This is a genomic window from Flavobacterium aestuarii, assembly GCF_040049115.1.
Taxonomy (GTDB): Bacteria; Bacteroidota; Bacteroidia; order Flavobacteriales; family Flavobacteriaceae; genus Flavobacterium; species Flavobacterium aestuarii.
In genome coordinates this window covers 416,566-439,950 of the sequence record NZ_JBDLZZ010000001.1, presented here as the reverse complement: position 1 = coordinate 439,950, position 23,385 = coordinate 416,566, and the positions used below count along the sequence as shown (strand labels likewise).

At 35.1% G+C, this 23,385-nt stretch carries 19 protein-coding genes; 7 read left to right on the top strand and 12 right to left on the bottom strand.

The features are described 5' to 3' along the window. Positions 1 to 61: 61 nt before the first annotated feature. Together ABEG11_RS01735 and ABEG11_RS01730 are read right to left on the bottom strand one after the other, a co-directional pair. Entirely contained in the window at positions 62 to 493 is a 432-nt protein-coding gene (locus ABEG11_RS01735) for a DoxX family protein (RefSeq protein WP_348822477.1), read from the bottom strand. Positions 494 to 694: 201 nt separating this feature from the next. Beyond that, entirely contained in the window at positions 695 to 2,323 is a 1,629-nt protein-coding gene (locus ABEG11_RS01730) for an acyl-CoA carboxylase subunit beta (protein WP_348822476.1), read from the bottom strand. Positions 2,324 to 2,635: 312 nt separating this feature from the next. Here ABEG11_RS01730 and ABEG11_RS01725 point away from each other — a divergent pair, with 312 nt between their 5' ends. Further along, complete coding sequence (locus tag ABEG11_RS01725; RefSeq protein ID WP_348822475.1) at positions 2,636 to 3,538, top strand: phospholipase A; 903 nt, start codon at positions 2,636 to 2,638, stop codon at positions 3,536 to 3,538. A 60-nt stretch (positions 3,539 to 3,598) separates the two neighbouring features. Here ABEG11_RS01725 and prfB read toward each other — a convergent pair. Then, a protein-coding gene (prfB, locus tag ABEG11_RS01720; RefSeq protein WP_348822474.1) for a peptide chain release factor 2 occupies positions 3,599 to 4,697 on the bottom strand; the annotation gives its coding sequence in 2 pieces (ribosomal slippage) (positions 3,599 to 4,633 and positions 4,635 to 4,697; 1,098 coding nt in all). Between the two features lie 244 nt (positions 4,698 to 4,941). On the opposite strand from prfB, the gene ABEG11_RS01715 reads away from it, so the two are divergent. Continuing rightward, positions 4,942 to 5,967, top strand: coding sequence for a threonine aldolase family protein (locus ABEG11_RS01715; RefSeq protein ID WP_348822473.1), 1,026 nt, complete (start codon positions 4,942 to 4,944; stop codon positions 5,965 to 5,967). 135 nt (positions 5,968 to 6,102) lie between these two features. Here ABEG11_RS01715 and ABEG11_RS01710 read toward each other — a convergent pair whose 3' ends face one another. After that, positions 6,103 to 6,423, bottom strand: a complete 321-nt coding sequence (locus ABEG11_RS01710) for a YbaB/EbfC family nucleoid-associated protein (RefSeq protein WP_348822519.1) — start codon at positions 6,421 to 6,423, stop codon at positions 6,103 to 6,105. Positions 6,424 to 6,564: 141 nt separating this feature from the next. Here ABEG11_RS01710 and ABEG11_RS01705 point away from each other — a divergent pair, with 141 nt between their 5' ends. The 3 genes from ABEG11_RS01705 to ABEG11_RS01695 all read left to right on the top strand — a co-directional run bounded on the left by ABEG11_RS01705 (position 6,565) and on the right by ABEG11_RS01695 (position 11,018). Beyond that, the gene (locus ABEG11_RS01705; protein WP_348822472.1) at positions 6,565 to 8,625 is read left to right on the top strand and encodes a S9 family peptidase; all 2,061 of its coding nucleotides are present in this window, start codon (positions 6,565 to 6,567) and stop codon (positions 8,623 to 8,625) included. Positions 8,626 to 8,698: 73 nt separating this feature from the next. Further along, the gene (capA, locus tag ABEG11_RS01700) at positions 8,699 to 9,739 is read left to right on the top strand and encodes a cysteate synthase (RefSeq protein WP_348822471.1); all 1,041 of its coding nucleotides are present in this window, start codon (positions 8,699 to 8,701) and stop codon (positions 9,737 to 9,739) included. 331 nt (positions 9,740 to 10,070) lie between these two features. Then, a complete protein-coding gene (locus ABEG11_RS01695; protein WP_348822470.1) occupies positions 10,071 to 11,018 on the top strand; it encodes a LamG domain-containing protein in 948 nt (315 codons plus the stop codon). A gap of 69 nt (positions 11,019 to 11,087) precedes the next feature. Here the strand turns inward: ABEG11_RS01695 and ABEG11_RS01690 are convergent, their stop codons facing one another. From ABEG11_RS01690 to ABEG11_RS01655, 8 genes are all read right to left on the bottom strand, one after another. After that, positions 11,088 to 11,828 (bottom strand): acyl-[acyl-carrier-protein] thioesterase, encoded by a 741-nt coding sequence (locus ABEG11_RS01690; RefSeq protein ID WP_348822469.1) that lies wholly within the window; start codon positions 11,826 to 11,828, stop codon positions 11,088 to 11,090. Between the two features lie 50 nt (positions 11,829 to 11,878). Beyond that, positions 11,879 to 12,805 (bottom strand): tRNA (adenosine(37)-N6)-dimethylallyltransferase MiaA, encoded by a 927-nt coding sequence (gene miaA / locus ABEG11_RS01685; RefSeq protein ID WP_348822468.1) that lies wholly within the window; start codon positions 12,803 to 12,805, stop codon positions 11,879 to 11,881. Positions 12,806 to 13,029: 224 nt separating this feature from the next. Next, complete coding sequence (locus tag ABEG11_RS01680; protein ID WP_348822467.1) at positions 13,030 to 13,875, bottom strand: ion transporter; 846 nt, start codon at positions 13,873 to 13,875, stop codon at positions 13,030 to 13,032. A 9-nt stretch (positions 13,876 to 13,884) separates the two neighbouring features. Beyond that, entirely contained in the window at positions 13,885 to 15,246 is a 1,362-nt protein-coding gene (locus tag ABEG11_RS01675; RefSeq protein WP_348822466.1) for an exonuclease domain-containing protein, read from the bottom strand. Positions 15,247 to 15,353: 107 nt separating this feature from the next. After that, the gene (locus tag ABEG11_RS01670; RefSeq protein WP_348822465.1) at positions 15,354 to 15,716 is read right to left on the bottom strand and encodes a four helix bundle protein; all 363 of its coding nucleotides are present in this window, start codon (positions 15,714 to 15,716) and stop codon (positions 15,354 to 15,356) included. Positions 15,717 to 15,757: 41 nt separating this feature from the next. Beyond that, positions 15,758 to 16,417 (bottom strand): YggS family pyridoxal phosphate-dependent enzyme, encoded by a 660-nt coding sequence (locus ABEG11_RS01665; RefSeq protein WP_348822464.1) that lies wholly within the window; start codon positions 16,415 to 16,417, stop codon positions 15,758 to 15,760. A 19-nt stretch (positions 16,418 to 16,436) separates the two neighbouring features. Then, the gene (locus ABEG11_RS01660) at positions 16,437 to 17,324 is read right to left on the bottom strand and encodes a 3-hydroxyacyl-CoA dehydrogenase family protein (protein ID WP_348822463.1); all 888 of its coding nucleotides are present in this window, start codon (positions 17,322 to 17,324) and stop codon (positions 16,437 to 16,439) included. Between the two features lie 89 nt (positions 17,325 to 17,413). After that, positions 17,414 to 18,379 (bottom strand): Gfo/Idh/MocA family protein, encoded by a 966-nt coding sequence (locus ABEG11_RS01655; RefSeq protein ID WP_348822462.1) that lies wholly within the window; start codon positions 18,377 to 18,379, stop codon positions 17,414 to 17,416. 166 nt (positions 18,380 to 18,545) lie between these two features. Here ABEG11_RS01655 and ABEG11_RS01650 point away from each other — a divergent pair, with 166 nt between their 5' ends. Next, positions 18,546 to 19,187 (top strand): protein-L-isoaspartate(D-aspartate) O-methyltransferase, encoded by a 642-nt coding sequence (locus ABEG11_RS01650; protein ID WP_348822461.1) that lies wholly within the window; start codon positions 18,546 to 18,548, stop codon positions 19,185 to 19,187. 24 nt (positions 19,188 to 19,211) lie between these two features. Continuing rightward, positions 19,212 to 22,964, top strand: a complete 3,753-nt coding sequence (locus tag ABEG11_RS01645; RefSeq protein WP_348822460.1) for a transglutaminase domain-containing protein — start codon at positions 19,212 to 19,214, stop codon at positions 22,962 to 22,964. The last annotated feature ends 421 nt before the right edge of the window (positions 22,965 to 23,385 follow it).

Below are 23,385 nucleotides of genomic sequence, written 5' to 3'. Positions count from 1 at the left end.
GAGAATGTTCCAGAATGTTCTCTCTCTTTTTTATGGACATATTTGTTTTTTTTTATCTAGATTATTTTTGCATTTTAAAATAATAATCGGCAGAATTTTTACCGCCTCCATAAATTGCAAAAAAACTGCATACTCCGAGGGTCAGCACGGCTAATAATAAGTTCTGCTCGTGCATATGTCCCAAAAAGTTAATGATTACGGCACAAATTAGGATAGGCAGCTGCGCTATGATTGCCCAGCGTGTCAATAAACCAAAGAAAATTAAAATTCCTCCTACGAGATGAGCTGGGGCGATATAATGAATTAAAAACATGCCACCGCCAAATTTGTCGAACCTGTCAATAGGTGCTAATAAATCTACGAGATACTGAGTGTTCGAAAAAAAATAAACTCCTTTCATAAATAAAAATATACCAAGAGCCATTCTGAGTAAATCTACAGGCAGATAAGTGTGTGCATTGGCCCACTTATTTAAGCTTTTTACATTGTTCATATCTTTCAGGATTTAAATTAATTACACTAAGGTATTAATTATTAATGAGATATGATTTGTTTGTTGCGAGATTAATTAATAATTATGTTTTTTAATACAATTATTTTGATAGTTTAATTTTTAATACTTAAAATGTTTATAAAATTTGCCAATTTTTTAATATTCAGCACAAAAAACATGATTGGTTTTTCAAAATAACAATCACACCTGGATAACGCCTAGATTAAACTGTTTTTCGATAGGGGCGTGGTTAGCCGCTTCGATTCCCATAGATATCCAGGTTCTGGTTTCTAATGGATCAACAATGGCATCTGTCCACAATCGTGCTGCCGCATAATAAGGCGAAACCTGCTCGTCATAACGAGCTTTGATGGTAGAAAATAATTCGGCTTCCTTAACTTCATCAATGATTTCTCCTTTGTTTTTTAGTGATGAAGCTTCAATTTGAGCTAATACTTTGGCTGCTTGCGTTCCACCCATTACGGCTAATTCGGCACTTGGCCACGCAAATATTAAACGGGGATCGAATGCTTTTCCACACATAGCATAATTCCCGGCACCATAGGAATTTCCTACTATAACAGTGAATTTGGGTACAACCGAATTAGATACTGCGTTTACCATCTTGGCTCCGTCTTTTATGATGCCGCCGTGCTCAGATTTTGATCCTACCATAAAGCCAGTTACATCTTGAACAAAAATCAAAGGAATTTTCTTTTGGTTGCAATTGGCAATAAATCGGGTTGCCTTATCAGCAGAATCTGAGTAAATTACACCGCCAAACTGCATTTCGCCTTTGGTAGTTTTTACAACTTTTCTTTGATTGGCTACTATTCCCACTGCCCAGCCGTCAATTCTGGCATAACCTGTAATAAGGGATTGTCCATAGCCTTCTTTATAGGCTTCAAATTCAGAATTATCTACCAGCCTATTAATGATTTCCATCATGTCATATTGCTCATTTCTTGCTTTCGGCAAAATACCGTAGATTTCGTTTTCATCCAAAGCTGGTTTTTCTGCTTTAATACGGTTAAATCCTGCTTTGTCAAAATCACCTATTTTGTCTATTATATTTTTTATTTTATCCAAAGCGTCTTTGTCGTTTTTGGCTTTGTAGTCTGTCACGCCAGAAATCTCGCAATGTGTTGCTGCTCCTCCCAAGGTTTCATTGTCTATAGTCTCGCCAATTGCGGCTTTCACCAGATAGCTTCCCGCTAAAAAAATACTTCCTGTTTTATCTACAATCAAAGCCTCGTCACTCATAATAGGAAGATATGCTCCTCCAGCAACGCAGCTGCCCATAACGGCAGCTATTTGTGTAATTCCCATACTGCTCATTATGGCATTGTTTCTAAAAATGCGTCCGAAATGTTCTTTGTCGGGGAAAATTTCATCTTGCAGTGGCAGATAAACTCCAGCACTGTCAACTAAATAAATAATTGGCAAGCGGTTTTCTATAGCAATTTCCTGGGCTCTTAAGTTTTTCTTAGCCGTAATTGGAAACCATGCTCCAGCTTTTACAGTAGCGTCATTAGCAACAACTATGCATTGCTTTCCTTTGATATAGCCAATTTTTACAATTACACCACCCGATGGGCATCCACCGTGTTCTGCATACATTTTTTTGCCGGCAAAAGCGCCAATCTCTAAGGATTTTGCGTTTTCATCCAATAGATAATCTATACGTTCCCGAGCAGTCATTTTTCCCTCGGCATGCAGTTTTTCGATTCGTTTTTCGCCACCTCCAAGTTTGACTTTGGCAAATTTCTGCCTGAGTTCAGACAATAAAAGTTTATTATGATCTTCGTTTTTATTGAAGTTTAAATCCATGTGTTAATATGTTTTTTTGTATTTCGCTAATTTACGAAAACGTTTGAAATTTAATTCTTTTTGGGTATAAATTTAGATTTTTAGCAATTTAATTCACTTTCAGATTATATAAAAATAAAAACTTATTTATTTTAACAATTTTGTTAGCATCCGATGCTATGATAAAGCTGGCTGAAATTTTAAAAGAAGGTTTCTTTTTGGATTGATATTGGTGCAGAAATGCAAATTATATAAATAATATCCTTAAAATTATAATTTTTTCTATTTCGTGAATAATACATTTGATACGGAAAAAAACACACTATCAGATATATGAACTTGTATATAAAAAGCTTTATTCTATTGTTATATTCAATAACAGCAAATGCCCAAATTCAAGCTCTGAATGATATTAAAGTCAAGCCTAAAAATATGACGCAGCGCTGGGAATTAGATACCACGGCTGTTAGAAGTACGTTTTTATTAACTCCTTATAAGCCTATTTATTTCCTATTGGGCAAATATTCAAGCAATCCAAATGATCAGCCTCATTCTGAGAATAATAATCCTGAATATATAGTGCCAGAAGAGCTGCCCTATGATAATATCGAGTTTAAATTTCAATTGAGTTTTAAGACAAAAGTTTTGCAGAGCTTTTTATGGGGAAGTGCCGATTTATGGGTGGCTTATACCCAAAAATCATTTTGGCAGGTTTATAATCATGATCTTTCGCGTCCTTTCAGAGAAATAAATTATGAACCCGAAATAATTTTGAACTTTCCAGTAAGATTCAAGGTTTTTGGTTTTAATACCCGAATGGTTGGAATAGCATTTAATCATTTATCTAACGGAAAAAGCGATCCTTTTTCAAGAAGTTTGAACAGGTTTATTCTTCACGCAGGAATGGAACGTAAAAATTGGACAGTTTATTTGAGGTCGTGGTATGGATTATCAGATAATAGCGGAGATAATCCAGATATTTCAGACTATACAGGACGTGCCGACCTGAATGTTATTTATGAGAAAAAAGGCCACATTGTTTCATTCCTTGGAGGTTATAATATGAATTTTAATTCAGCACCCCGGGGTTACGCAGAACTTTCGTGGTCCTATCCGATTAAGAATAATTTGAAAGCTTATTTCCAGATTTCGCATGGTTATGGAGAGTCACTGATAGATTATAATCATCTTCAAACTACGGTTGGAGTTGGGATATCATTAATTGAGTGGCTGTAATTAATTAAAAAACCCGATATTTTTATTATCGGGTTTTAATATTCAAAAGAATGATGAGGTTTATTCCTCCTCGCGCTGTCCCATCATCATGAGATAGGCTTTAAGGAATCCGTCAATGTTTCCATTCATAACACTGTCTACATCGCTGGTTTCCTGTCCTGTCCTGACATCTTTAACCAGCTTATAAGGCTGCATTACGTAATTGCGTATTTGTGATCCCCATTCTATCTTCATTTTTCCTGCTTCAATGTCAGATCGCTGTTCCTGCTGTTTTTTGAGTTCAATTTCATACAATTGAGAACGCAGCATTTGCATGGCACGAGTTCTGTTATCGTGCTGTGAACGGGTTTCGGAACATTGAATCTGAATTCCTGTTGGCTTGTGAGTCAATTGTACTTTGGTTTCTACCTTATTTACGTTTTGACCTCCTGCACCACTGGATCGCGCAGTTACGATTTCTATATCGGCGGGGTTAATTTCAATTTCAATAGTATCATCAACCAACGGATATACGTACACCGAAACAAATGAAGTATGTCTCTTGGCATTACTGTCAAAAGGGGAAATGCGCACCAGACGATGAACACCATTTTCACCTTTTAGATATCCAAAAGCAAAATCTCCTTCTATTTCAATGGTTACGGTTTTGATACCAGCGACATCGCCTTCCTGATAATTCAGTTCCCTGATTTTGTATCCGGATTTTTCGGCCCACATCATGTACATCCGCATCAGCATCGAAGCCCAATCACAGCTTTCGGTTCCACCGGCTCCGGCAGTAATTTGAAGTACAGCACTCAATGAATCACCTTCTTCCGAAAGCATGTTTTTGAATTCTATCGCTTCAATGTGCGTCTGGGTCAATTCGTATTGATGATCCAGCTCTTCGGTAGTCAGTTCTCCTTCTTTGTAAAAATCATAGGCCAGCTGCAGTTCATCGGTCATGTCTACAGCTTTGTTGTAATCTTCGATCCATTTTTTTTTGCTTCGAAGATTTTTTACAAGGATTTCGGCATCTTTGGGGTTATTCCAAAAGTCGGGAGCAAAAGTTTTTTCTTCTTCGTTGGCGATTTCGATAAGTTTGGCATCAACGTCAAAGATACCTCCTCAACGCACCAAGGCGTTCTACAATACCTTTTATTTGTTCGGTAGTTGTCATAAATTTATAGTAATTTTGTGTCGAAAATTATTGGATCAGCAGTTTTAGCCCTGATAGCAGTGGAAATCCTTTTTTTTGAAAAGGGCTTTTTTTTGTTAAAGAAAAAAAGCGACCAAAGGAAGCTCTTTTTTCTTTTTGCAAAAAATGCCGTTTTGAAAAAAGATTGTAACGAATAGCAGGATTAGCTTCTAATAATAATTTTACTGGTTTTGAGTTTACAAAAATAGGATTTAGTTTTTAGATTATGGAAATAAATTTGATTAGCGATACGATTACCAAACCATCGGTTGAGATGCTGCAATACATGTTTAATGCCCAAGTGGGTGATGATGTGTACAAGCAGGATCCTACGGTTATTGCGCTCGAAGCGAGATTGGCTGGGATGTTTGGTATGGAGGCGGGACTTTTTTTCCCCTCGGGAACTATGGCAAATCAAACGGCGATTAAGCTCCATACACAGCCTGGTGAACAATTAATTGCTGATAAATATGCTCACTTATATCATTATGAAGGAGGAGGAGTTTCATTTAATAGTGGGGTTTCCTGCTGTTTGCTGGATGGAAACCGAGGCATGATTACAGCCGAACAAGTGGCTGAAGCGATAAATGATCCTGAATTTTATCATAGCCCGCTTACGAGTTTGGTTTGTGTAGAAAATACAACAAATAAAGGAGGGGGCGCGTGTTATGATTTGAATGAATTAAAAAAAATAAAAGCAGTTTGTGTTGCTAATAATCTGAAATTTCATTTGGATGGCGCACGGATATGGAATGCTGTTGTTGCCAAAAAACAGCATCCTAGAGAATTTGGAACTTTGTTTGATACAATCTCGGTCTGTTTGTCCAAAGGGCTGGGCGCTCCAATTGGGTCGGTGCTTTTGGGGAATAAAGAAACTATTCACAGAGCATTACGCGTTCGTAAAATTTTGGGAGGAGGAATGCGTCAAGTGGGATATTTAGCTGCAGCGGGAAATTTTGCGTTAGATAACAATATCGCCAAACTGGTTGATGATCATAGAAGAGCCAGAGAAATTGCTGCAGTTTTGTCAAGACAGCCATGGATTGGAAAAATAGAACCTGTAGAAACCAATATTTTAATTTTTTCGGTACGTGAAGGTTTGAGCGAGCGATTGCTTATTGAAAAACTAAAAGAGAAAAATATTTTAATAAGTTCTCTGGGACATGGTAAACTTAGAATTGTAACACATCTTGATTATAAAGAAGTTATGCATACATATGTTTTGGAAACGTTGCAAAAAATAGTTCTTTAGCGCTTAGTAATTAGTCCTTGGTTCGAAAAGCGAATGAAGCTTAATGTTAAGTTTCATTCGCTTTTTGAATTTTGTCTAAAATACGATAAGGACTAAGTTGTTAAGGACTAAATCACTAAGTACTAATCACTAAAATTATTTAAAAAGATTATCCATTCCAGGAATCATCGGCATATCCATCTTGGCAACGGCATCCAACTCAGCTTGGTTGATTTTGGCCGCTTTTTCAATTGCTTTGTTTAGTACCAAAATCAAGTAATCTTCCAGTTGCTCCTTGTCTTCCAATAAAGAATCATCGATGGTGATTGATTTAATTTTGGTATTGGCGGTTAGGGTAACTTTCAGTAGGCTGTCGTTACTTTGTTCGTCAATAAGTACGGTATCCAAACGTTTTTTAGTATCTTCGATTTTTTGCTGGGTTTCTCTAAGTTTACCCATCATTCCCATTAAATCCATTTTGGTGATTTTTAAATTATTGAAAACAAAATTACGCAATTTGAAATTTAGTTATGTTAAATAAGATAAAAATCGAATTCGTTTTGAAATCGCTTTGTGTTATTTTTGCAATCGTAATAATACTAAATCAACTCGCAAACAATGCCAGAAAATAGTACAGCTCCTGCAGCTAAAGTAATCCCTAAGAAGTTAAAAAAGTTTGGTGAAGTTAGAATTGATAATTATTTTTGGTTAAATGACCGGGAAAATCCTGAAGTTATTGATTATCTGAATCAGGAAAATGCCTATTACCAAGAAAAAACGGCACATACCAAAGATTTTCAGAAAGCTCTTTTTGAAGAAATGAAAAGCCGAATCAAGGAAGATGATCAGTCAGTTCCTTATTTTTTCAATGGCTATTATTATATCACCCGCTATGAAAAAGGGCAGAATTACCCAATTTATTCCCGAAAAAAAGAAAGCCTTTCGGCAAAAGAAGAAATACTCTTCAATTGCAACGAAATGGCCAAGGATAAGCCTTATTTTCAATTGGGTGCCTTAAGTATCAGCCCTGATAATAAGCTGGCTCTTTTTAGTTATGATATTGTTGGAAGAAGGATTTACACCATTCAGGTCAAAAACTTGGAAACCAACGAAATTTTAGATGATAAAATTGAAAACGTTACCGGAAACGCAGTTTGGGCCAATGATAATAAAACCATATTTTACTCGGATCAAGATGATGTTACGTTGCGTTCGGATAAAATTTTTAAGCATAAACTAGGAACAAGACAAGTAGATGATGTTTTGGTTTATTTTGAAAAAGACGAAACTTTTAATGTGGAAATTCTTAAATCCAAATCTAGAAAATATTTGGCCATAGAATCAGGAAGTACATTGACCACAGAGTATCAGATCTTGGATGCCGATACTCCTGATGGTGAATTTAAGATTTTTCAGAAAAGAGTTCGAGGGCTGGAATATAGTATCAATCATTATGGTGACAGCTTTTATATTTTGACCAATAAGGACAAGGCGGAGAACTTTAAATTGATGAAAACCTCGGTAAACAAGACTTCAAAAACTAATTGGGAAGAAGTGATTCCTCATAGAGATGATGTTTTGCTGGAAGATATTGAGATATTCAAAGGTTTTTTGGTCCTTGAAGAACGCGAAAATGGCTTGAATAAAATCCGGATTATGCCTTGGAATGGGGAAGGGGAGTATTATCTTCCTTTTGAAAGCGAAACTTATACGGCATATACAACTGGAAATGTTGATTTTGATACTGATGTTTTGCGTTATGGCTACCAGTCCATGACAACTCCTTCTTCGATTATTGATTTCAATATGGTTACCAGAACAAAAGAAATTTTAAAAGAGCAGGAAGTCTTAGGAGGAAAGTTTGATAAAAATAATTATGTCGAAGAACGTGTTTGGGCTACAGCTGGTGATGGTATTAAAATACCTATTTCCATGGTGTACAGGAAAGGTTTGAAGAAAGATGGCAGTAATCCATTGCTTCAGTATGCTTATGGTTCTTATGGGCATTCCATGGATGCTTCATTTTCTTCGACAAGGCTCAGCCTGCTGGATAGAGGTTTTATTTTTGCAATTGCACACATTCGCGGAGGAGAAGATTTAGGAAGGCAATGGTATGAGGACGGAAAGCTTTTGAAAAAGAAAAATACATTTACTGATTTTATAGATTGTTCCAGATTTTTAATCGCTGAAAAATATACTTCTCCAGAACATTTGTATGCCGAAGGTGGATCAGCTGGTGGTTTATTAATGGGAGTTGTTGCAAATACCGCTCCTGAATTATACAATGGTATTATTGCCCAAGTTGCTTTTGTGGATGTAATTACCACGATGCTGGATGATAGTATTCCTCTTACAACGGGAGAGTATGATGAATGGGGTAATCCGAACATTAAGGAATATTATGATTATATGCTGTCATATTCACCATATGATAATGTTTTGGCTCAAAAATATCCAAATATGTATGTGTCTACTGGTCTGCATGATTCACAGGTACAATATTGGGAACCAGCTAAATGGGTGGCGAAATTGCGAGCACTCAAGACAGATGAAAATCTTTTATTTTTGGATACAAATATGGACGCAGGACATGGAGGAGCCTCTGGGCGCTTTGAAGCTCTTAAGGAATTGGCAAAAGAGTATAGTTTTTTATTAGATTTAGAGAAAATTGAAAACTAATTAGATTTTTTTTGTTAGATTTGCATCATATCGGGGTCTATCAAAAAAATGCTCTCAGATAAACTATTTTTTTATGAAAGAAGAAATAAATGCTTATAATAATATTTTAGAGTTAATAGGTAATACTCCACTTGTTAAGCTAAATAGTGTAACCGAGAATTTAAAAGGCAATTTCTATGCAAAAGTAGAATCTTTTAATCCCGGACACTCATCTAAAGATAGAATAGCTTTATACATCATCGAAGAAGCAGAAAAAAGAGGTATTTTGTCTCCAGGTGATACCATCATCGAAACAACTTCTGGCAATACAGGATTTAGTTTAGCAATGGTAAGCATCATAAAAGGATACAATTGTATTCTTGCGGTGAGCTCAAAATCATCAAAAGATAAAATTGATATGTTAAGGAGCCTGGGTGCAAAAGTATATGTCTGCCCTGCTCACGTTTCAGCAGATGATGACCGCTCATATTACAATGTTGCAAAGAGACTGCATGAAGAGACAAAAGGTTCTATATATATCAATCAATATTTTAATCAATTAAATATTGATGCTCATTATAAAACAACTGGTCCGGAAATCTGGAAACAGACAAATGGCAAAATAACACATCTTGTCGCTTGCAGCGGAACAGGAGGGACTATTTCAGGAACTGCAAAATATCTTAAAGAGCAGAATCCTAATGTGAGAATACTTGGAGTTGACGCTTTTGGATCTGTTCTAAAAAAATATCACGAAACTAAAGAGTTTGATAATGATGAAATTTACCCATATAGAATTGAAGGCTTAGGTAAAAATTTAATCCCATCAGCAACTGACTTTGATATAATAGATAAATTCATAAAAGTATCTGATGAAGAAAGCGCTCATTCAGCAAGAGAAGTAACGAAGAAAGAAGGTATGTTTGTTGGTTATACCTCTGGAGCGGTAATGCAGGCTATCAAGCAATATGCCGAAGAAGGTGAATTTGATGAAAATAGCAATGTAGTGGCAATATTTCCAGATCATGGTTCGCGTTATATGAGTAAAGTATTTAGTGATGACTGGATGAATGATCAAGGATTTTTTGATAGCATTAATGAGGAAGAAGCTCAAAAAATTGAATTTATAAAATAAACAAAACAGTAAATTCTGCAGATATCAAAGCTCTAGATAACATCTGGAGCTTTTTTTATGGTTTGTTTAAAGCAGTTATAGTATTTTAAGGTTCATGTGGTTTTTTAATTGTAATTAATAATGATAAGAGGAAATGGATTGGAATAGTTTAGTAAAATTAATGTAATCAGTGTTTTTATTGAATATTTTGTATTTCAAAATTAATTTTTAGTGGATTAAACGAGTATTTTGACAGTTGGTCGGAATATTTAGGTTCTTATTATGAAGTAGTTATAAATTTGATATAGATAAATAGCACCTATTTATTCAGCAAATTTAAAACCTACAACATATGAAAAAAATTATACTCCTTCCGGCAGTGTTAGTATTTTCTGTTTTAGTTAATGCTCAAAATGCGATTCAAGAATTCAATTTTAATGGCTCACTTAGCAATACATCCAATACTATTTCTTTTTTGGGTGATGCTGAATATGTAAAAGACAGGTCTGGGGTTAATCATAGTGCCTTGCGGATTTCTAACAATATTATTGAGGCAGCTATACCTGATCTGCCTTTGTCTAATTCACAAAGAACGGTTTCTATCTGGGTAAAATATAATGATGTTACAAAAGCAAATTATATATGGGGTTATGGATCATTGACCAATGCTCAATATTTTGGACTTTTACAGCAAAATGCCACAGATTCAAAGTCTGATTTGAATCTGGCCGGATGGGGACCTGCCAACGATGTTATTGTGACAACGACAATAGTGACTGGAATATGGTATAATTATACAGTAACTTATGATGGGCTCACTTCAAAAATTTATAGAGATGGCGAATTGATTAAATCGTCTGTAAGTCCAAGGAAATTAACTTCAGCTGTGGTTTTTGGAATTGGAAAAATGGGTCCAGCAGTCAGCATGAATGCAGATATTGATGATTTAAAAATTTATAATGTTGCTTTATCAGCTAAAGAAGTAGCAGCAATGTATAATAATGATGTTATGATTACTGTCAATAAAGATGCCACAGTTATTGCCTCGAATAAGGAGATGCCAAAGAAAGCTGGTGTTAAAGCACTTATGAAATCAACAGTTACCAATTCTAATATTGTTCTTACGGCTCCTATGGAGACAATGAATACTAAAATGTCTGAAATTTATTCTTCTGAAGGCCTGAAAGTATTGAGTGGAGACAAAAGCAGAATCGATATCACTGCACTTCCAGAAGGAACATATCTGCTAAAAGTGATTAACTCACAAGATGGTGCTGGCAATAAACTGACTGCTAATTAGTCTGAAGCTTTTAAATAGAAAAAAGATTGAGCTTATGGAAACTCAATCTTTTTTTCGACCGCAATTGGTTTATTTCCAATTGAGCTGTAATGCAAAACAGTTTTTGTCCTCTTTTGTAATACTAAAAACAATGTCAGAATCATTGACGCATTCATGAATTATTACTTTATCCTTGAGAGAGAGTTCCTTTAGGAAATTCATTTCGAAGCTTTTGACTTCTTGTTTTAAAATTCTTTTTGCGTCAACATGATCGAGACACCATTCCAGATATTTGACGTTATTAGCGTGATTTACTATATCTAAATCTGAAAGATAAACGGTTTTTTCGAAAACGGATTCTTTCTCAGGGTTGATGCTGATTTTGGAAAAACCTTCTTCGGTTGCTTTTTTATCGGGAAATAATTCAAAATGTTCATAAGGCAGAGCCAAAGGTTCCGGTCTTCGGGCTTTGGTGTTAAAAACGGCCCAAAAGGTTTCAGAACCTATTATTTTTTTTCCGTTGACATGCATTTCGAGTGCTCTCACAGAACGCGAGTTTTCTAATGAATTGATCCATGTTTTTACTGTAACCACATCTCGCCATCTGGGTAATTCTGTGATTTCTACGCGCATTCTGCTGAGTACCCACGCTTGGTCGAATTCCTGCATATCGGTAAAACTGATACCTCCTGCTTCAGAATGTGACGCTGCAGTTAATTGAAGCAGATTACATAAATCAGTATATTTTAAATAACCATTAGGAGTACATTGGGTAAAGTTAATTTCCCAGTCTTTGCTTAATATTGAGGTGAAATCTGGACTTATTGGCATGGAAATAATTATGAATTATGAATTATGAATTATGAATTATGAATTATGAATTATGAATTATGAATTTGTTCTTTTATATAGCTGATGATTTTATTTTGATCTGTCAAATAATCAAACCATTGGGTGTTTTCTTTGCGTTTGAACCAAGTGAGCTGGCGTTTCGAAAATCGGCGGGTGTTTTTCTTGATTTCTTCAATGGCAAATGGCAGTGTAAAATCTCCGTCAAAGTAACTGAATAATTCTCTATAACCTACCGTTTGCAATGCGTTTAATTCCTTGTTTGGATATAAAGTTTCGGCTTCCGCCAAAAGGCCTTCATTGATCATAATATCCACGCGCTGGTTGATTCGGTCGTATATGACATTTCTGTCGGCTTCGAGGCCGATGATGATTGGTTTGAAATTACGGTTATTTTTCTTTTGGTCCAAAAAGGAGGAATATGGTTTTCCTGTTCCAAGACAGACTTCTACAAAACGCATCATTCGCTGAGGATTTTGTAAGGTCTGCGGATTTTCGGAAGTTATTTTTTGAAAATATTCGGGGTCGAGTACTTCTAACTGTTGTTGTAAATATTCGATTCCGAGGTTTTCATAATTTAAATTTACATTTTCACGAATGGCGGAGTCTATGGCTGGAAATTCATCAAAGCCTTTTAAAATGGCATCTACATATAATCCAGAACCTCCAACGAGGACTGCGTAATCATTGGTTTGAAATAGCTCTTCGATTTTTATTAGGGCTTCTTTTTCGAAATCGCCTACGGTATAATTGTCAAAAATGGATTTATTTTGAATGAAATGGTGTGTTGCCGAAGCCAGTTCCTCGGGACTTGGTACTGCGGTTCCAATGGTCATTTCCCTGAAAAACTGACGGCTGTCGCAGGAAATGATGTCACAGTTAAAATGATTAGCCAATTTGATGCTCAAGGCTGTTTTCCCTATGGCTGTTGGTCCGACTATGGTGATTAAATATTTCATTCGTTTTGTTGCAATGTTTGCATTTTCTTCTTTTAACTACTGCTCCATTAGCCCAGATGGTAACGGAAACCCCGCAGTTATTGCAGTTTGTTTTTCCTGGTATAAAAGAGCGACTCCTCACCCCCAGCCCCTCTCCAAAAGAGAGGGCTGCTCAAATGCTCCTTTTATGCCTTGGAAAAACTGCTGGAATAACAAGGAGATGCAGTGTGCAGCTGAATCAGCTCCTAACTGACAGTTTCGTCTAATTTTGTACCACAATGATGGCAATATAGCGCTTCACTGTTTTGAATGGCTGTACCGCAAGAGCTACATTGGGTTTTGAACGAGTCTGAGTTTGTATTTATGTTTCTTTTTGCAAATTCGGCTGTGATGATTCCGGTAGGAACTGCGATGATTCCGTAGCCTAAAATCATGACTAATGATGCTACGATTTGTCCTAGTGGTGTTTGCGGGGCAATGTCACCGTAACCTACTGTGGTTAAGGTTACTATTGTCCAGTATATGCTCACTGGGATACTTGTAAATCCACTTTCCTTGCCTTCGATGATGTACATTGTTGATCCAATAATAATTGTGCAGATGAGGACAAAATAAATAAATACAATGATTTTTCCTCTGCTGGCGTTGACTGCTTCCTTTAATTGTGTGGATTGACGGGTGAAATGAGGATGATTTATTATTTTAAACAATCGCAGTAACCGCAAGGCCCGAACGACAATCAATATGCTTGTCCGCGGAAAAAAGAAAGACAAATACATGGGTAAAGTTGCAATTAAATCTATGATTCCGTAGAAGCTGAAAATGTATTTTACTGGTTTGTCAATCGAAATTATCCGCAAAATATATTCGATTGTGAAGAAAATTGTAATTGCCCATTCTAAAAAAACGAGTTGGCTGTGGTATTTGGCATTGAAACCTTCGACAGTTTCCATGATAATCAAAAATAGGCTCAGCAGGATAATACCCAAAAGTATCAAATCGAATAATCGGCCGGCTTTTGTATCTGTGCCGTGGATTATGATTCGGGTTTGTTGCCTGAAAAGATCATATTTTGATTTGATTTTTCCCAATTGACAGTATTAAAAATTAATAATTTTCTGAACCCTGTTTTTTCTTAAATATTCCTGAATATAATTTCGGGTGTTTTTGTTGTTGGGTGTTGGAATCAGGATGTTTTTTAAAATATCAGGAGTGTTAATCTGATAATTCAAATCATAAAAAGCATAGCCTTTGTAGATTCCGTTTTCTATTAATATTGCGCTGTGTTCGCCGGTTTTTCGGCCACGGTCGATGATAATCATGTTTTTGTTGTCGAAAAGGTTTTTGTCGATAAAAACCTGAACTCTGGCATTGTATTTTTCTGGAGTTATTTTTTTTGAACAGGCGCCGTCACATGGGCTGTTTTCGTTTTGCGGACAAGGCGTTTTCGAATCCGAAAGGCCTGTCAGTTTTGGACACAATTGATAGCTTGCCGTAATACGGCTTAGTGCTGATTTTGCTTCCTGCTGGCTGGAAAAAGTGGTTATTTCTTTTTTGCGTCCGTCCGCTTTCTGAAGTTTTAAATTCAAATATCCATCGCTGTCTTTTTCGGTATAGATTGCCCAATTCAGCGTTTTTTTGCGTGACATTCTATTGTAAATCGGACTGTTTTTCTTTATTTCTTCGGATGCTTTTAATAGTGCAATCAATTCGCTTCCAGTTTCTTCGTAGGTTACCGTGAATACTTCGGCTTGGATTTTCTTGGCACTGCTAGTTATGCCTGTAAAATGCTGATTGACTCTTTTTTTGATGTTTTTGCTTTGGCCAATAAATATAATACTGCCGTCTTCCCTGTGAATGTAATAAATTCCGGTTTTGGACGGAAGACTTTCGATTATGTCCAACAATCTTGGAGAAACCCCTTTGATAACTTCAAATTTGATGAGTTCTTTTGTGATGGTTTTTTCTAAATCCTTGTCCAAAAGCATTTTGAAAAGTTTGACTGTCGCCATGGCATCACCACTGGCCCTGTGTCTGTCGGCCATGGGGATTCCCAGTGCTCTTACCAGTTTTCCCAGACTGTGCGAAGGCTGTTCCGGCATTAAACGCTGGGACAATTCTACGGTGCAAAGGGTTTTGATATTGAAATCATATCCGAGGCGACGAAATTCGGTGCGTAGGATTCTGTAATCAAACGAAGCGTTGTGGGCTACAAGTACGCAGTCGTTTGTTATCTCGATAATGCGTTTGGCTACTTCGAAAAACTTTGGTGCGCCACGAAGCATTTCGTTATTGATACCCGTAAGCTTGACAACAAACGGCTGAATCGGAATTTCGGGATTAATCAAGCTGATGAATTGATCCACGATTTCATGCCCATCGTATTTATAGATGGCAATCTCCGTGATTCCTTCTTCGTTAAATTGTCCTCCTGTGGTCTCTATGTCGAGTATTGCGTACATTTTCAATATCAATGGCAAAAATCAATAACAAAAATCAATATCAATGGCAAAAGTCAATTTCAATTTTTTAAAAAATGTAAATTGGGATTGCTGTTATCATTGAATTTCTAATTGTCAGTGACTTGTTTTTTATTAATTATCATTTTTGATGAAATAGCAATTAGTTGCTCAATCTCTGTTAAAAGTATGTTTCTTTTTGCATCATCACCTTCTTTAATATAATCCAGAATTTTTAAAGAATTTCTTGATTCTTTCAACTCTTTTACAACTAATGAAAGTTTAAAAACAAAATCTTTATCAGTTATTGTGCCTTGTGCTTCTCCAAAATTTAGAGAGGCGCTTCCGGATGATCTTATTAATTGATTTTTATAATATTCGTTTTCAAATATCTTTTCTAATTGTCTTGTAAAGAAAATACATTCACCTGCGAAGCGAACTAATCTGTCTTCAAAATTGAATATTTTTTCCATTTAAGAGTATTGATTTTTGAAATTGTTATTGCTATTGAAATTTATCTTCCTCCAAATATACTACTTCCAATCCGAACCATTGTGCTTCCGCATGAAATTGCCAATTGGTAATCACCTGACATTCCCATGGAAAGAGATTTCAGTTTGCAGTTTGCAGTTTGCAGTGATTGTAATCCATCAAAAATTGATTTCAAATGTGTGAATTCCTTTTTGATTTGATTTTGATTGTCAGTAAAAGTTGCCATTCCCATTAAACCGACAATTCGGATGTTTTTCATCTCATTGAAAGCAGGTGAGGCGAGAAGGGTTGATAATTCTTCTTCGTCCAATCCAAATTTAGATTCTTCTTCGGCTATGTATATTTGAAGTAAACAATCAATAATTCGATTGTTTTTCTTGGCTTGTTTATTTATTTCTTCCAATAATTTCAAACTGTCCACACCGTGAATCAAACTTACGAAAGGAGCCATGTATTTGACTTTATTCGTCTGTACGTGTCCAATCATGTGCCATTCGATGTCTTTGGGCATTTGTTCCCATTTATCGACCATTTCCTGAATTTTATTTTCACCAAAAATACGCTGACCAGCATTATAGGCTTCCATTAAATCTGGAACGGGTTTGGTTTTGGAAACTGCTACCAAAGTAACGTGCTCAGGAAGAGTTGATTTTATTTCTAAAAGGTTTTGTTGAATGGACATGACTTTGAAAAATTAAAAATTAAACAAACTGCTTCGAAACTTTTTCAGCCTTTTTACTTTCGCTATAATCATAAAAACCTTCACCAGATTTTACACCCAACTTTCCAGCTCTTACCATATTTACCAATAAAGGGCAAGGTGCATATTTTGGGTTTTTGAAACCATCGTACATTACATTCAATATCGCAAGACATACGTCAAGACCAATAAAATCTGCTAGCTGTAAAGGTCCCATTGGGTGCCCCATTCCCAGTTTCATAACAGTGTCAATTTCATAAACGCCGGCAACTTTGTTGTATAAGGTTTCGATGGCTTCGTTAATCATTGGCGTTAAAATTCTATTGGCTACAAAACCTGGATAATCGTTTACCTCTACTGGAGTCTTACCGAGTTTTTCGGATAATTTCATGATGATGTTCGTCACTTCATCGCTGGTGTTGTAACCGCGGATTATTTCTACCAGTTTCATAATCGGCACCGGATTCATGAAGTGCATTCCAATTACACGTTCCGGATGTGCTACTTCGGCTCCAATCTGAGTAATGGAAATAGATGAAGTATTTGTTGCCAGAATAGTGTTATGTGAGCAGGCTTCGTTTAATTGCTTGAAAATATTCAATTTTAATTCTACATTTTCAGTTGCTGCTTCGACAACTAAATCAGCTCCTACCACACCGTCTTTGATATCGGTATAAGTGATAATATTGGAAATGGTTTTGATTTTGTCTTCTTCGTTTATGGTTCCTTTGGAAACCATTCGGTCCAAATTGGCAAAGATAGTTGCCATTCCTTTATCTAATGATTTTTCGGAAACATCAATGAGTTTTACGGTAAAACCGCTTTGTGCAAAAGTATGGGCAATTCCGTTACCCATAGTTCCAGCTCCGATTACAGCAATGATTTTCATTTTTTTAATATTTATAAGTTAAAAAAGTTTAAAATTTAAAATCTACGTAATAGACTTTAAACCTTAAACTTTAATGAAATTTTTAGTTTTTATTTATTAAAACAATCAATAATCTGATAGGCAACTCTCAAGGCGTCAGTGGCTTGTTCCAATGTTACAATTGGTGTTGTGTCATTATTAATCGCATCTGCAAATGTTTCTAATTCGTCCAGAATAGCATTATTGCTTTCTACATCTGGATTTTCAAAATAGATTTGTCTTTTTACGCCTTCAGCATTTTGTAAAATCATGTCAAAATCACCAGGAGTTTCCGGCGCATCTTTCATTTTGACAACTTCGCATTTTTTCTCTAGAAAATCTACCGAGATGTAGGCATCTTTTTGAAAAAAACGGGATTTACGCATGTTTTTCAGAGAAATCCGGCTGGCTGTTAAATTGGCCACACAGCCGTTTTCGAATTCAATTCTGGCATTTGCAATATCTGGTGTCTCACTGATTACAGAAACGCCGCTGGCATTGATACTTTTTACTTCAGATTTTACAACGCTCAAAATGGCATCAATATCATGTATCATCAAATCCAAAACTACAGGAACGTCAGTTCCGCGGGGATTGAATTCTGCCAATCGATGTGTTTCGATAAACATTGGATTTTCAATTGTATTTTTGGTAGCAATAAAAGCAGGATTGAATCTTTCTACATGACCAACCTGGCCTTTTACATTGTATTCTTTTGCCAATGCAATAATTTCTTCGGCTTCCTCAATGGTATTTGAAATCGGTTTTTCAATAAATACATGCTTACCGGATTTGATGGCTACTTTGGCACATCTGTAGTGGGAAAGAGTTGGGGTAACAATATCAATTACGTCTACCGCATGAATTAATGTTGCAATGGTATTGAAACTTTTATATCCAAATTCTTTGCTTATTTTTTCAGCGTTTTCTTGATTTTCGTCATAAAAACCAACTAATTCATACTTTTTAGATTGTTGTAATAAACGCAAATGTATTTTTCCAAGATGCCCAGCACCCAATACTCCAATTTTCAGCATAATAATGATGTTTCCACAAAAATAGTAATAAAATAAGAAATTCCAATTTATAAAATTCTAAATTGTGTGCATATTTTTTATTATTTAAAGGTGACAATTTGATTTTATTTTGAATAGGAAATTGATTTAGTTTTCTATTTTTGTTCTATAATAAAAACCTTAAATTTTGAAAGATACAGCCAAGCATCAGGGACTTCGCAATCAATTAGTAAATGTTTTAAAGCAAAAAGGAATTACAGATAAAAATGTTCTGGAAGCTATTAAAAAAATTCCTCGTCATTTATTCTTAAATTCCAGTTTTGAAGATTATGCTTATCAGGATAAGGCGTTTCCTATTGCTGCCGGGCAGACTATTTCGCAGCCATATACCGTAGCTTTTCAATCGCAGCTGTTAGAAATACAAAAAGGGCATAAAGTACTGGAAATAGGTACAGGTTCAGGATATCAGACTGCTGTTTTGTGCTTAATGGGGGCTCAGGTTTTTTCTGTAGAAAGACAAAACGAGCTTTTTAAGCAGACTTCTGTTTTACTGCCTAAACTGGGTATCCGTCCAAAGCATCTTTCTTTTGGCGATGGTTATAAAGGTCTGCCAAATCACGCTCCTTTTGATAGTATAATTGTTACAGCAGGCGCTCCTGTTATTCCTCAGCCTTTAATGGCACAGCTCAAAGTTGGAGGAAGACTCGTAATTCCATTGGGCGAAGATGTCCAGATTATGACAATGCTTATTCGTATTAATGAAACGCAATTCGAAAAACATGAGTTTGGTGAATTTCGTTTTGTTCCTCTATTAGAAGATAAAAATTAAGAAGCTATTTAACTAACCAAAACTATGAAGAAAATTACCATTTTGTTTTTACTGTTTGTTTCAAATTTTATTTATTCGCAGGCAGATTATACCAATGTCTTGAATCTGCTTATTAATAATAAAAGGGATGAAGCAAGAGCCTTATTTGATAAACAGTTTGGAAAAAGCAAAACGACGAATATAGATCTGTTGTTTTTGGATGCTTTCATAGATGAACAGTCTGGAAGGATAAGTTTTGATGAAACGATGCTGAAAAATCTGGAAAAACTTCCTAATTCCCAGTATTACATAGCTCCCTTTATCAATAGGGATATTATACTCAGTGATATTTCGACAGATGCCTGTAATGATTTAACTTATAATAAAATTGACTATTTAGCGTCATCTCCTAAATTTAAGGATTTACCGATTGTAAAATACAGAAAAGCAATATTTGAGCGCAAAAGGATGAAATTTGAAGAAGCTCAAAAATCATTTGCGGACATTGGTACTATAACTCAATGGCAGTTTTGCGGTGTTTTTGAAAATCTGAACGGCAGTGGTTTAGGAATTGAATATGAACCTGAAACCTATGCCAAGAATGATAAGCTTTTTGATGCTAACAGTAATGGCAAAATAGGCTGGTACAATCCCAAAGATGTTGAAAATGATGCTTACCAATTTTTTACAAATGAAGGAGAATACGGCAGTGGCATTATATATGCCCAGACTTTTATTGATTCGCCTGAAAAGAAAAGTTTTTTATTGCGTTTTGGAGCAAGCCAAGGCTTAAAAGTGTTTTTGAATGATAAGGAAATTTATTTTAATCAAGATATTAAAAGAACAAATCTGGATGCATACACTTTAAAAATAGATTTAGAAAAAGGTGTTAACAGATTACTGTTTAAATTATCAACTTACGGAGGAGGAGATTATTTTTCGGCACAGGTAAAAAATATAGATTATTCTGTTGCTGCTGATTTAAAATTCAGCAATACTTATCAGCCATATATAATTGCAAAAGGCGATACCGCTGAGGCCGAAATCGTAAAACTAGACTACGAAACGTATTTTGATAATTTAGTCAAAAAGTATCCAGATAATTTGCTGTACAAGCTGTTCCAGTATACAGCATACGAGTCTAATTGCAAGTATGTCAGCGCTTATGATGCTCTTGAAGGCCTGGACGAAAAATATCCAAATAGTTCATTTATAGCAAGCTATTTTCTTCGCTATTATGATATAGTGGGCGATGAAGAACAGAAAAAACAGGAAATTATAAAAAATATAGAAAAAAATGATATTGACTATTATTACGTTACCTTCTCCAAAATAATTGATGGCAAATGGATTCAGAATGCTTCTATTGCAGAATTGGAAATTTATAAAAACCGTTCCAAAAAATACAAACAGCGTTTTTGTGAATTAATGTTTGATTTTATCATTGCATCCAAAAAAGAAGATGTAGCAGAGATGTTCAGGCTGCTGGATGATATCGATAAAGATACTCACGGCAATGAAAAATTCAAGATTGCATCGGCTACATTATATTTAAAACTGAAAAATGACAAAGCAAAAACTATTGCTCTCCTGGAAGAAATTTCGAAAGATAAAATCATTACAGAGGTGGATAATTTACTGATGGGATATTATAATGAGCTAAATGATAAAGCAGCTGTCGAAAAGATTGTAAAAAGACGGATAAAAGAGTTTAGCAACATCAATTTATTCAGGAACGATTACATTTCTATTTTGGCCAATGAAAACAAATATGAAGAAGCCCTAGCAGTAATTGATGATAATCTGAGCAATTTTCCATATTCATTTACAAATATGGAAAAGAAAGCCATGATCTATAATCTGATGAAGAATAACAAAGAAGCCGAAAAATATATTCGTCAATCTTTAACTCACAATTCAGGTAATGGAAAACTCAGAAAACAGCTGTATGATATTTCTAAAACCCCGGATGAGATTGATGAGGTAGCGACAAAGGATATCTACAAATTAGTAAAATCCAGAAGAAACTCAAAACTAAAAAGTGATTACGGAGTTGTGCTGTTGCTTGACGAATACATCGTAAATGTTTTTCCCGAAGGAGGCAGAAAATCGCGAGTTTCTTATTTATATGAAATAACATCCGAAACCGGCATCGAAAAGATGAAAGAATATTCGATAAGCCTCAATAGCAACACAGTTATCAAGTCTGAAATTATCAAAACAGATGGCACGATAGTTCCTGCTGAACAAGGTGATGATTTATTGGTATTTGCTAACTTAAAGGTTGGAGATGTAATTTATATAGAATATGAGCGAATAGAAAACGGTACAGGCCGTTTTTACAAAGACTTTAATCTGTCGTGCTATTTTGATAGTGAATATCCATCGACAGAAGCCATTTTTGCTCTGATAAGCCCACAAGACTGCAAATATTACACTGATTTTATCAATGGGAATGTAGAGGCAATCAACAAAAAAATAAATGGCAAAAACTGCAGTATCTGGAAAAGGGCAAATATTCCAGCGCTGTCACTTAAAGAAGATTATGCGCCAATATCGGCTGATTTAACAAATACGATTGAAGTAGGAACTATAAAATCATGGAGCGATATTTCGAATTGGTATTCGGATCTGGTAAAGAAAAATTTAAAATTGGATAAAATTACCAAAGATACTTTCAATACTATTTTTCCAAAAGGAACTGCAAATTTAAGTGATGATGAAAAAGCTAAGGCAATTTATTCGTATATAGAGAAAAATATTACTTATAGTTCTTTGGATTTTAGGCAAAGTGGCTATGTTCCTCAAAAACCTTCTAAAACAATTACTACGAAACTGGGCGATTGCAAAGATGTTTCGACCTTGTTTGTAGCATTGTCTGAATGTGCCGGCTTAAAATCTAATTTGGTTTTAGTATCGACAAATGATAATGGATTTAATTCGATGAGATTGCCTTCTAGGGATTTTAATCATTGCATTGTTCAGACTAAGATTGATAATAAAGCTGTTTTTTTAGAGCTCACAGATAGATATCTGCCTTACAGAATGCTGCCAGCTTCATTGTATAAAGCAAATGCTTTAGTGATATCGTTTGATAAAAAAGAAAATGAAACTTCTAAACTGATCAATATTCCTTTTGATGAGGCTGTTCAGAATATTATGAAAACATCATCAGTGATTACATTAGATGATAAATCAAAAGTATTTGTAAACACCCATACTGTTGAGGGGGCTACAAAATCTTACTACAATGAATTGTTTTCGGATGCAACAACAAAAGATATTAGAGACAAAGAAATCGAAAAGGGATATAACAAACAGCTTCAAAAAATAGTAAGCTTGCAATCGGTCAAATTAATTTCAAATGAAATCTTTGATAAAAAACTTACTTATGAGACTAAATTTTCTATCAACGAAAATCTCCAAAAGGTTGGCGCACTCAAGATAACCGAAATCCCTTTTATCGATAAAGTGTATACTAGAGATATAATTGCTGCAGATAATAGAAAATTTGACATCAATTATTTCAACTATGAAACCAATAACAAATACGAATCGGAAGTTATTTTGAACATTCCCGAAGGGAAGAAGTTTTCAGAAATACCTGAAAGCAAAACTTTTTCATTTAAAAATCAAAACTACACACTCCACTTTGAACTCCTAAAAAATAATTCACTGAAAGTAAAAAGAGAGGTAACAATTCTTTGGGACAATATCAAACCAAACGATTATCTGGAATACAAAAAATTCGTTGAAGAAGTAATCGCTGCCGAGGAACAAATTGTAGGTTTTAAATAATTACGCAGCCTAATTATATTTGTAAAAGCCATTCAGTAATTGAATGGCTTTCTGCTTATAACCTGAACCCGATTAATGATATATTTTGCTCCTATGGATTAGATAAACACAACAATTTGTTTTCTATAATATTGTTTCTGCGGAGGTTGAATATTGTCAAAAACAAACTGAGATAAGCTCCAGAGTGGCAAAATATTTATAGAAATCAGCAAGTATTTAAGGTTGCTATAGCTATAAGAGCGAAATATTTTAATGACAATTAATATCGAGTTCATGTTTATACTATCCTCTGTTATATTGACTGCCAAGCCATATAAGGCAAAGTTCTTTTGGTTATGATTTTCAAGACAAAAACTTTCATAAAAAAAAGCAACACTTTTCAGTATTGCTTTTTCATGAAATCTTTTTACAAAGGAATCAA

Excerpts from the sequence above, each read along its gene's own strand:
- ABEG11_RS01735 (WP_348822477.1), bottom strand. The coding sequence starts at position 493 with ATGAACAATGTAAAAAGCTTAAATAAGTGGGCCAATGCACACACTTAT.
- ABEG11_RS01730 (WP_348822476.1), bottom strand. The coding sequence starts at position 2,323 with ATGGATTTAAACTTCAATAAAAACGAAGATCATAATAAACTTTTATTG.
- ABEG11_RS01725 (WP_348822475.1), top strand. The coding sequence starts at position 2,636 with ATGAACTTGTATATAAAAAGCTTTATTCTATTGTTATATTCAATAACA.
- ABEG11_RS01715 (WP_348822473.1), top strand. The coding sequence starts at position 4,942 with ATGGAAATAAATTTGATTAGCGATACGATTACCAAACCATCGGTTGAG.
- ABEG11_RS01710 (WP_348822519.1), bottom strand. The coding sequence starts at position 6,423 with ATGGATTTAATGGGAATGATGGGTAAACTTAGAGAAACCCAGCAAAAA.
- ABEG11_RS01705 (WP_348822472.1), top strand. The coding sequence starts at position 6,565 with ATGCCAGAAAATAGTACAGCTCCTGCAGCTAAAGTAATCCCTAAGAAG.
- capA (WP_348822471.1), top strand. The coding sequence starts at position 8,699 with ATGAAAGAAGAAATAAATGCTTATAATAATATTTTAGAGTTAATAGGT.
- ABEG11_RS01695 (WP_348822470.1), top strand. The coding sequence starts at position 10,071 with ATGAAAAAAATTATACTCCTTCCGGCAGTGTTAGTATTTTCTGTTTTA.
- ABEG11_RS01690 (WP_348822469.1), bottom strand. The coding sequence starts at position 11,828 with ATGCCAATAAGTCCAGATTTCACCTCAATATTAAGCAAAGACTGGGAA.
- miaA (WP_348822468.1), bottom strand. The coding sequence starts at position 12,805 with ATGAAATATTTAATCACCATAGTCGGACCAACAGCCATAGGGAAAACA.
- ABEG11_RS01675 (WP_348822466.1), bottom strand. The coding sequence starts at position 15,246 with ATGTACGCAATACTCGACATAGAGACCACAGGAGGACAATTTAACGAA.
- ABEG11_RS01670 (WP_348822465.1), bottom strand. The coding sequence starts at position 15,716 with ATGGAAAAAATATTCAATTTTGAAGACAGATTAGTTCGCTTCGCAGGT.
- ABEG11_RS01665 (WP_348822464.1), bottom strand. The coding sequence starts at position 16,417 with ATGTCCATTCAACAAAACCTTTTAGAAATAAAATCAACTCTTCCTGAG.
- ABEG11_RS01660 (WP_348822463.1), bottom strand. The coding sequence starts at position 17,324 with ATGAAAATCATTGCTGTAATCGGAGCTGGAACTATGGGTAACGGAATT.
- ABEG11_RS01655 (WP_348822462.1), bottom strand. The coding sequence starts at position 18,379 with ATGCTGAAAATTGGAGTATTGGGTGCTGGGCATCTTGGAAAAATACAT.
- ABEG11_RS01645 (WP_348822460.1), top strand. The coding sequence starts at position 19,212 with ATGAAGAAAATTACCATTTTGTTTTTACTGTTTGTTTCAAATTTTATT.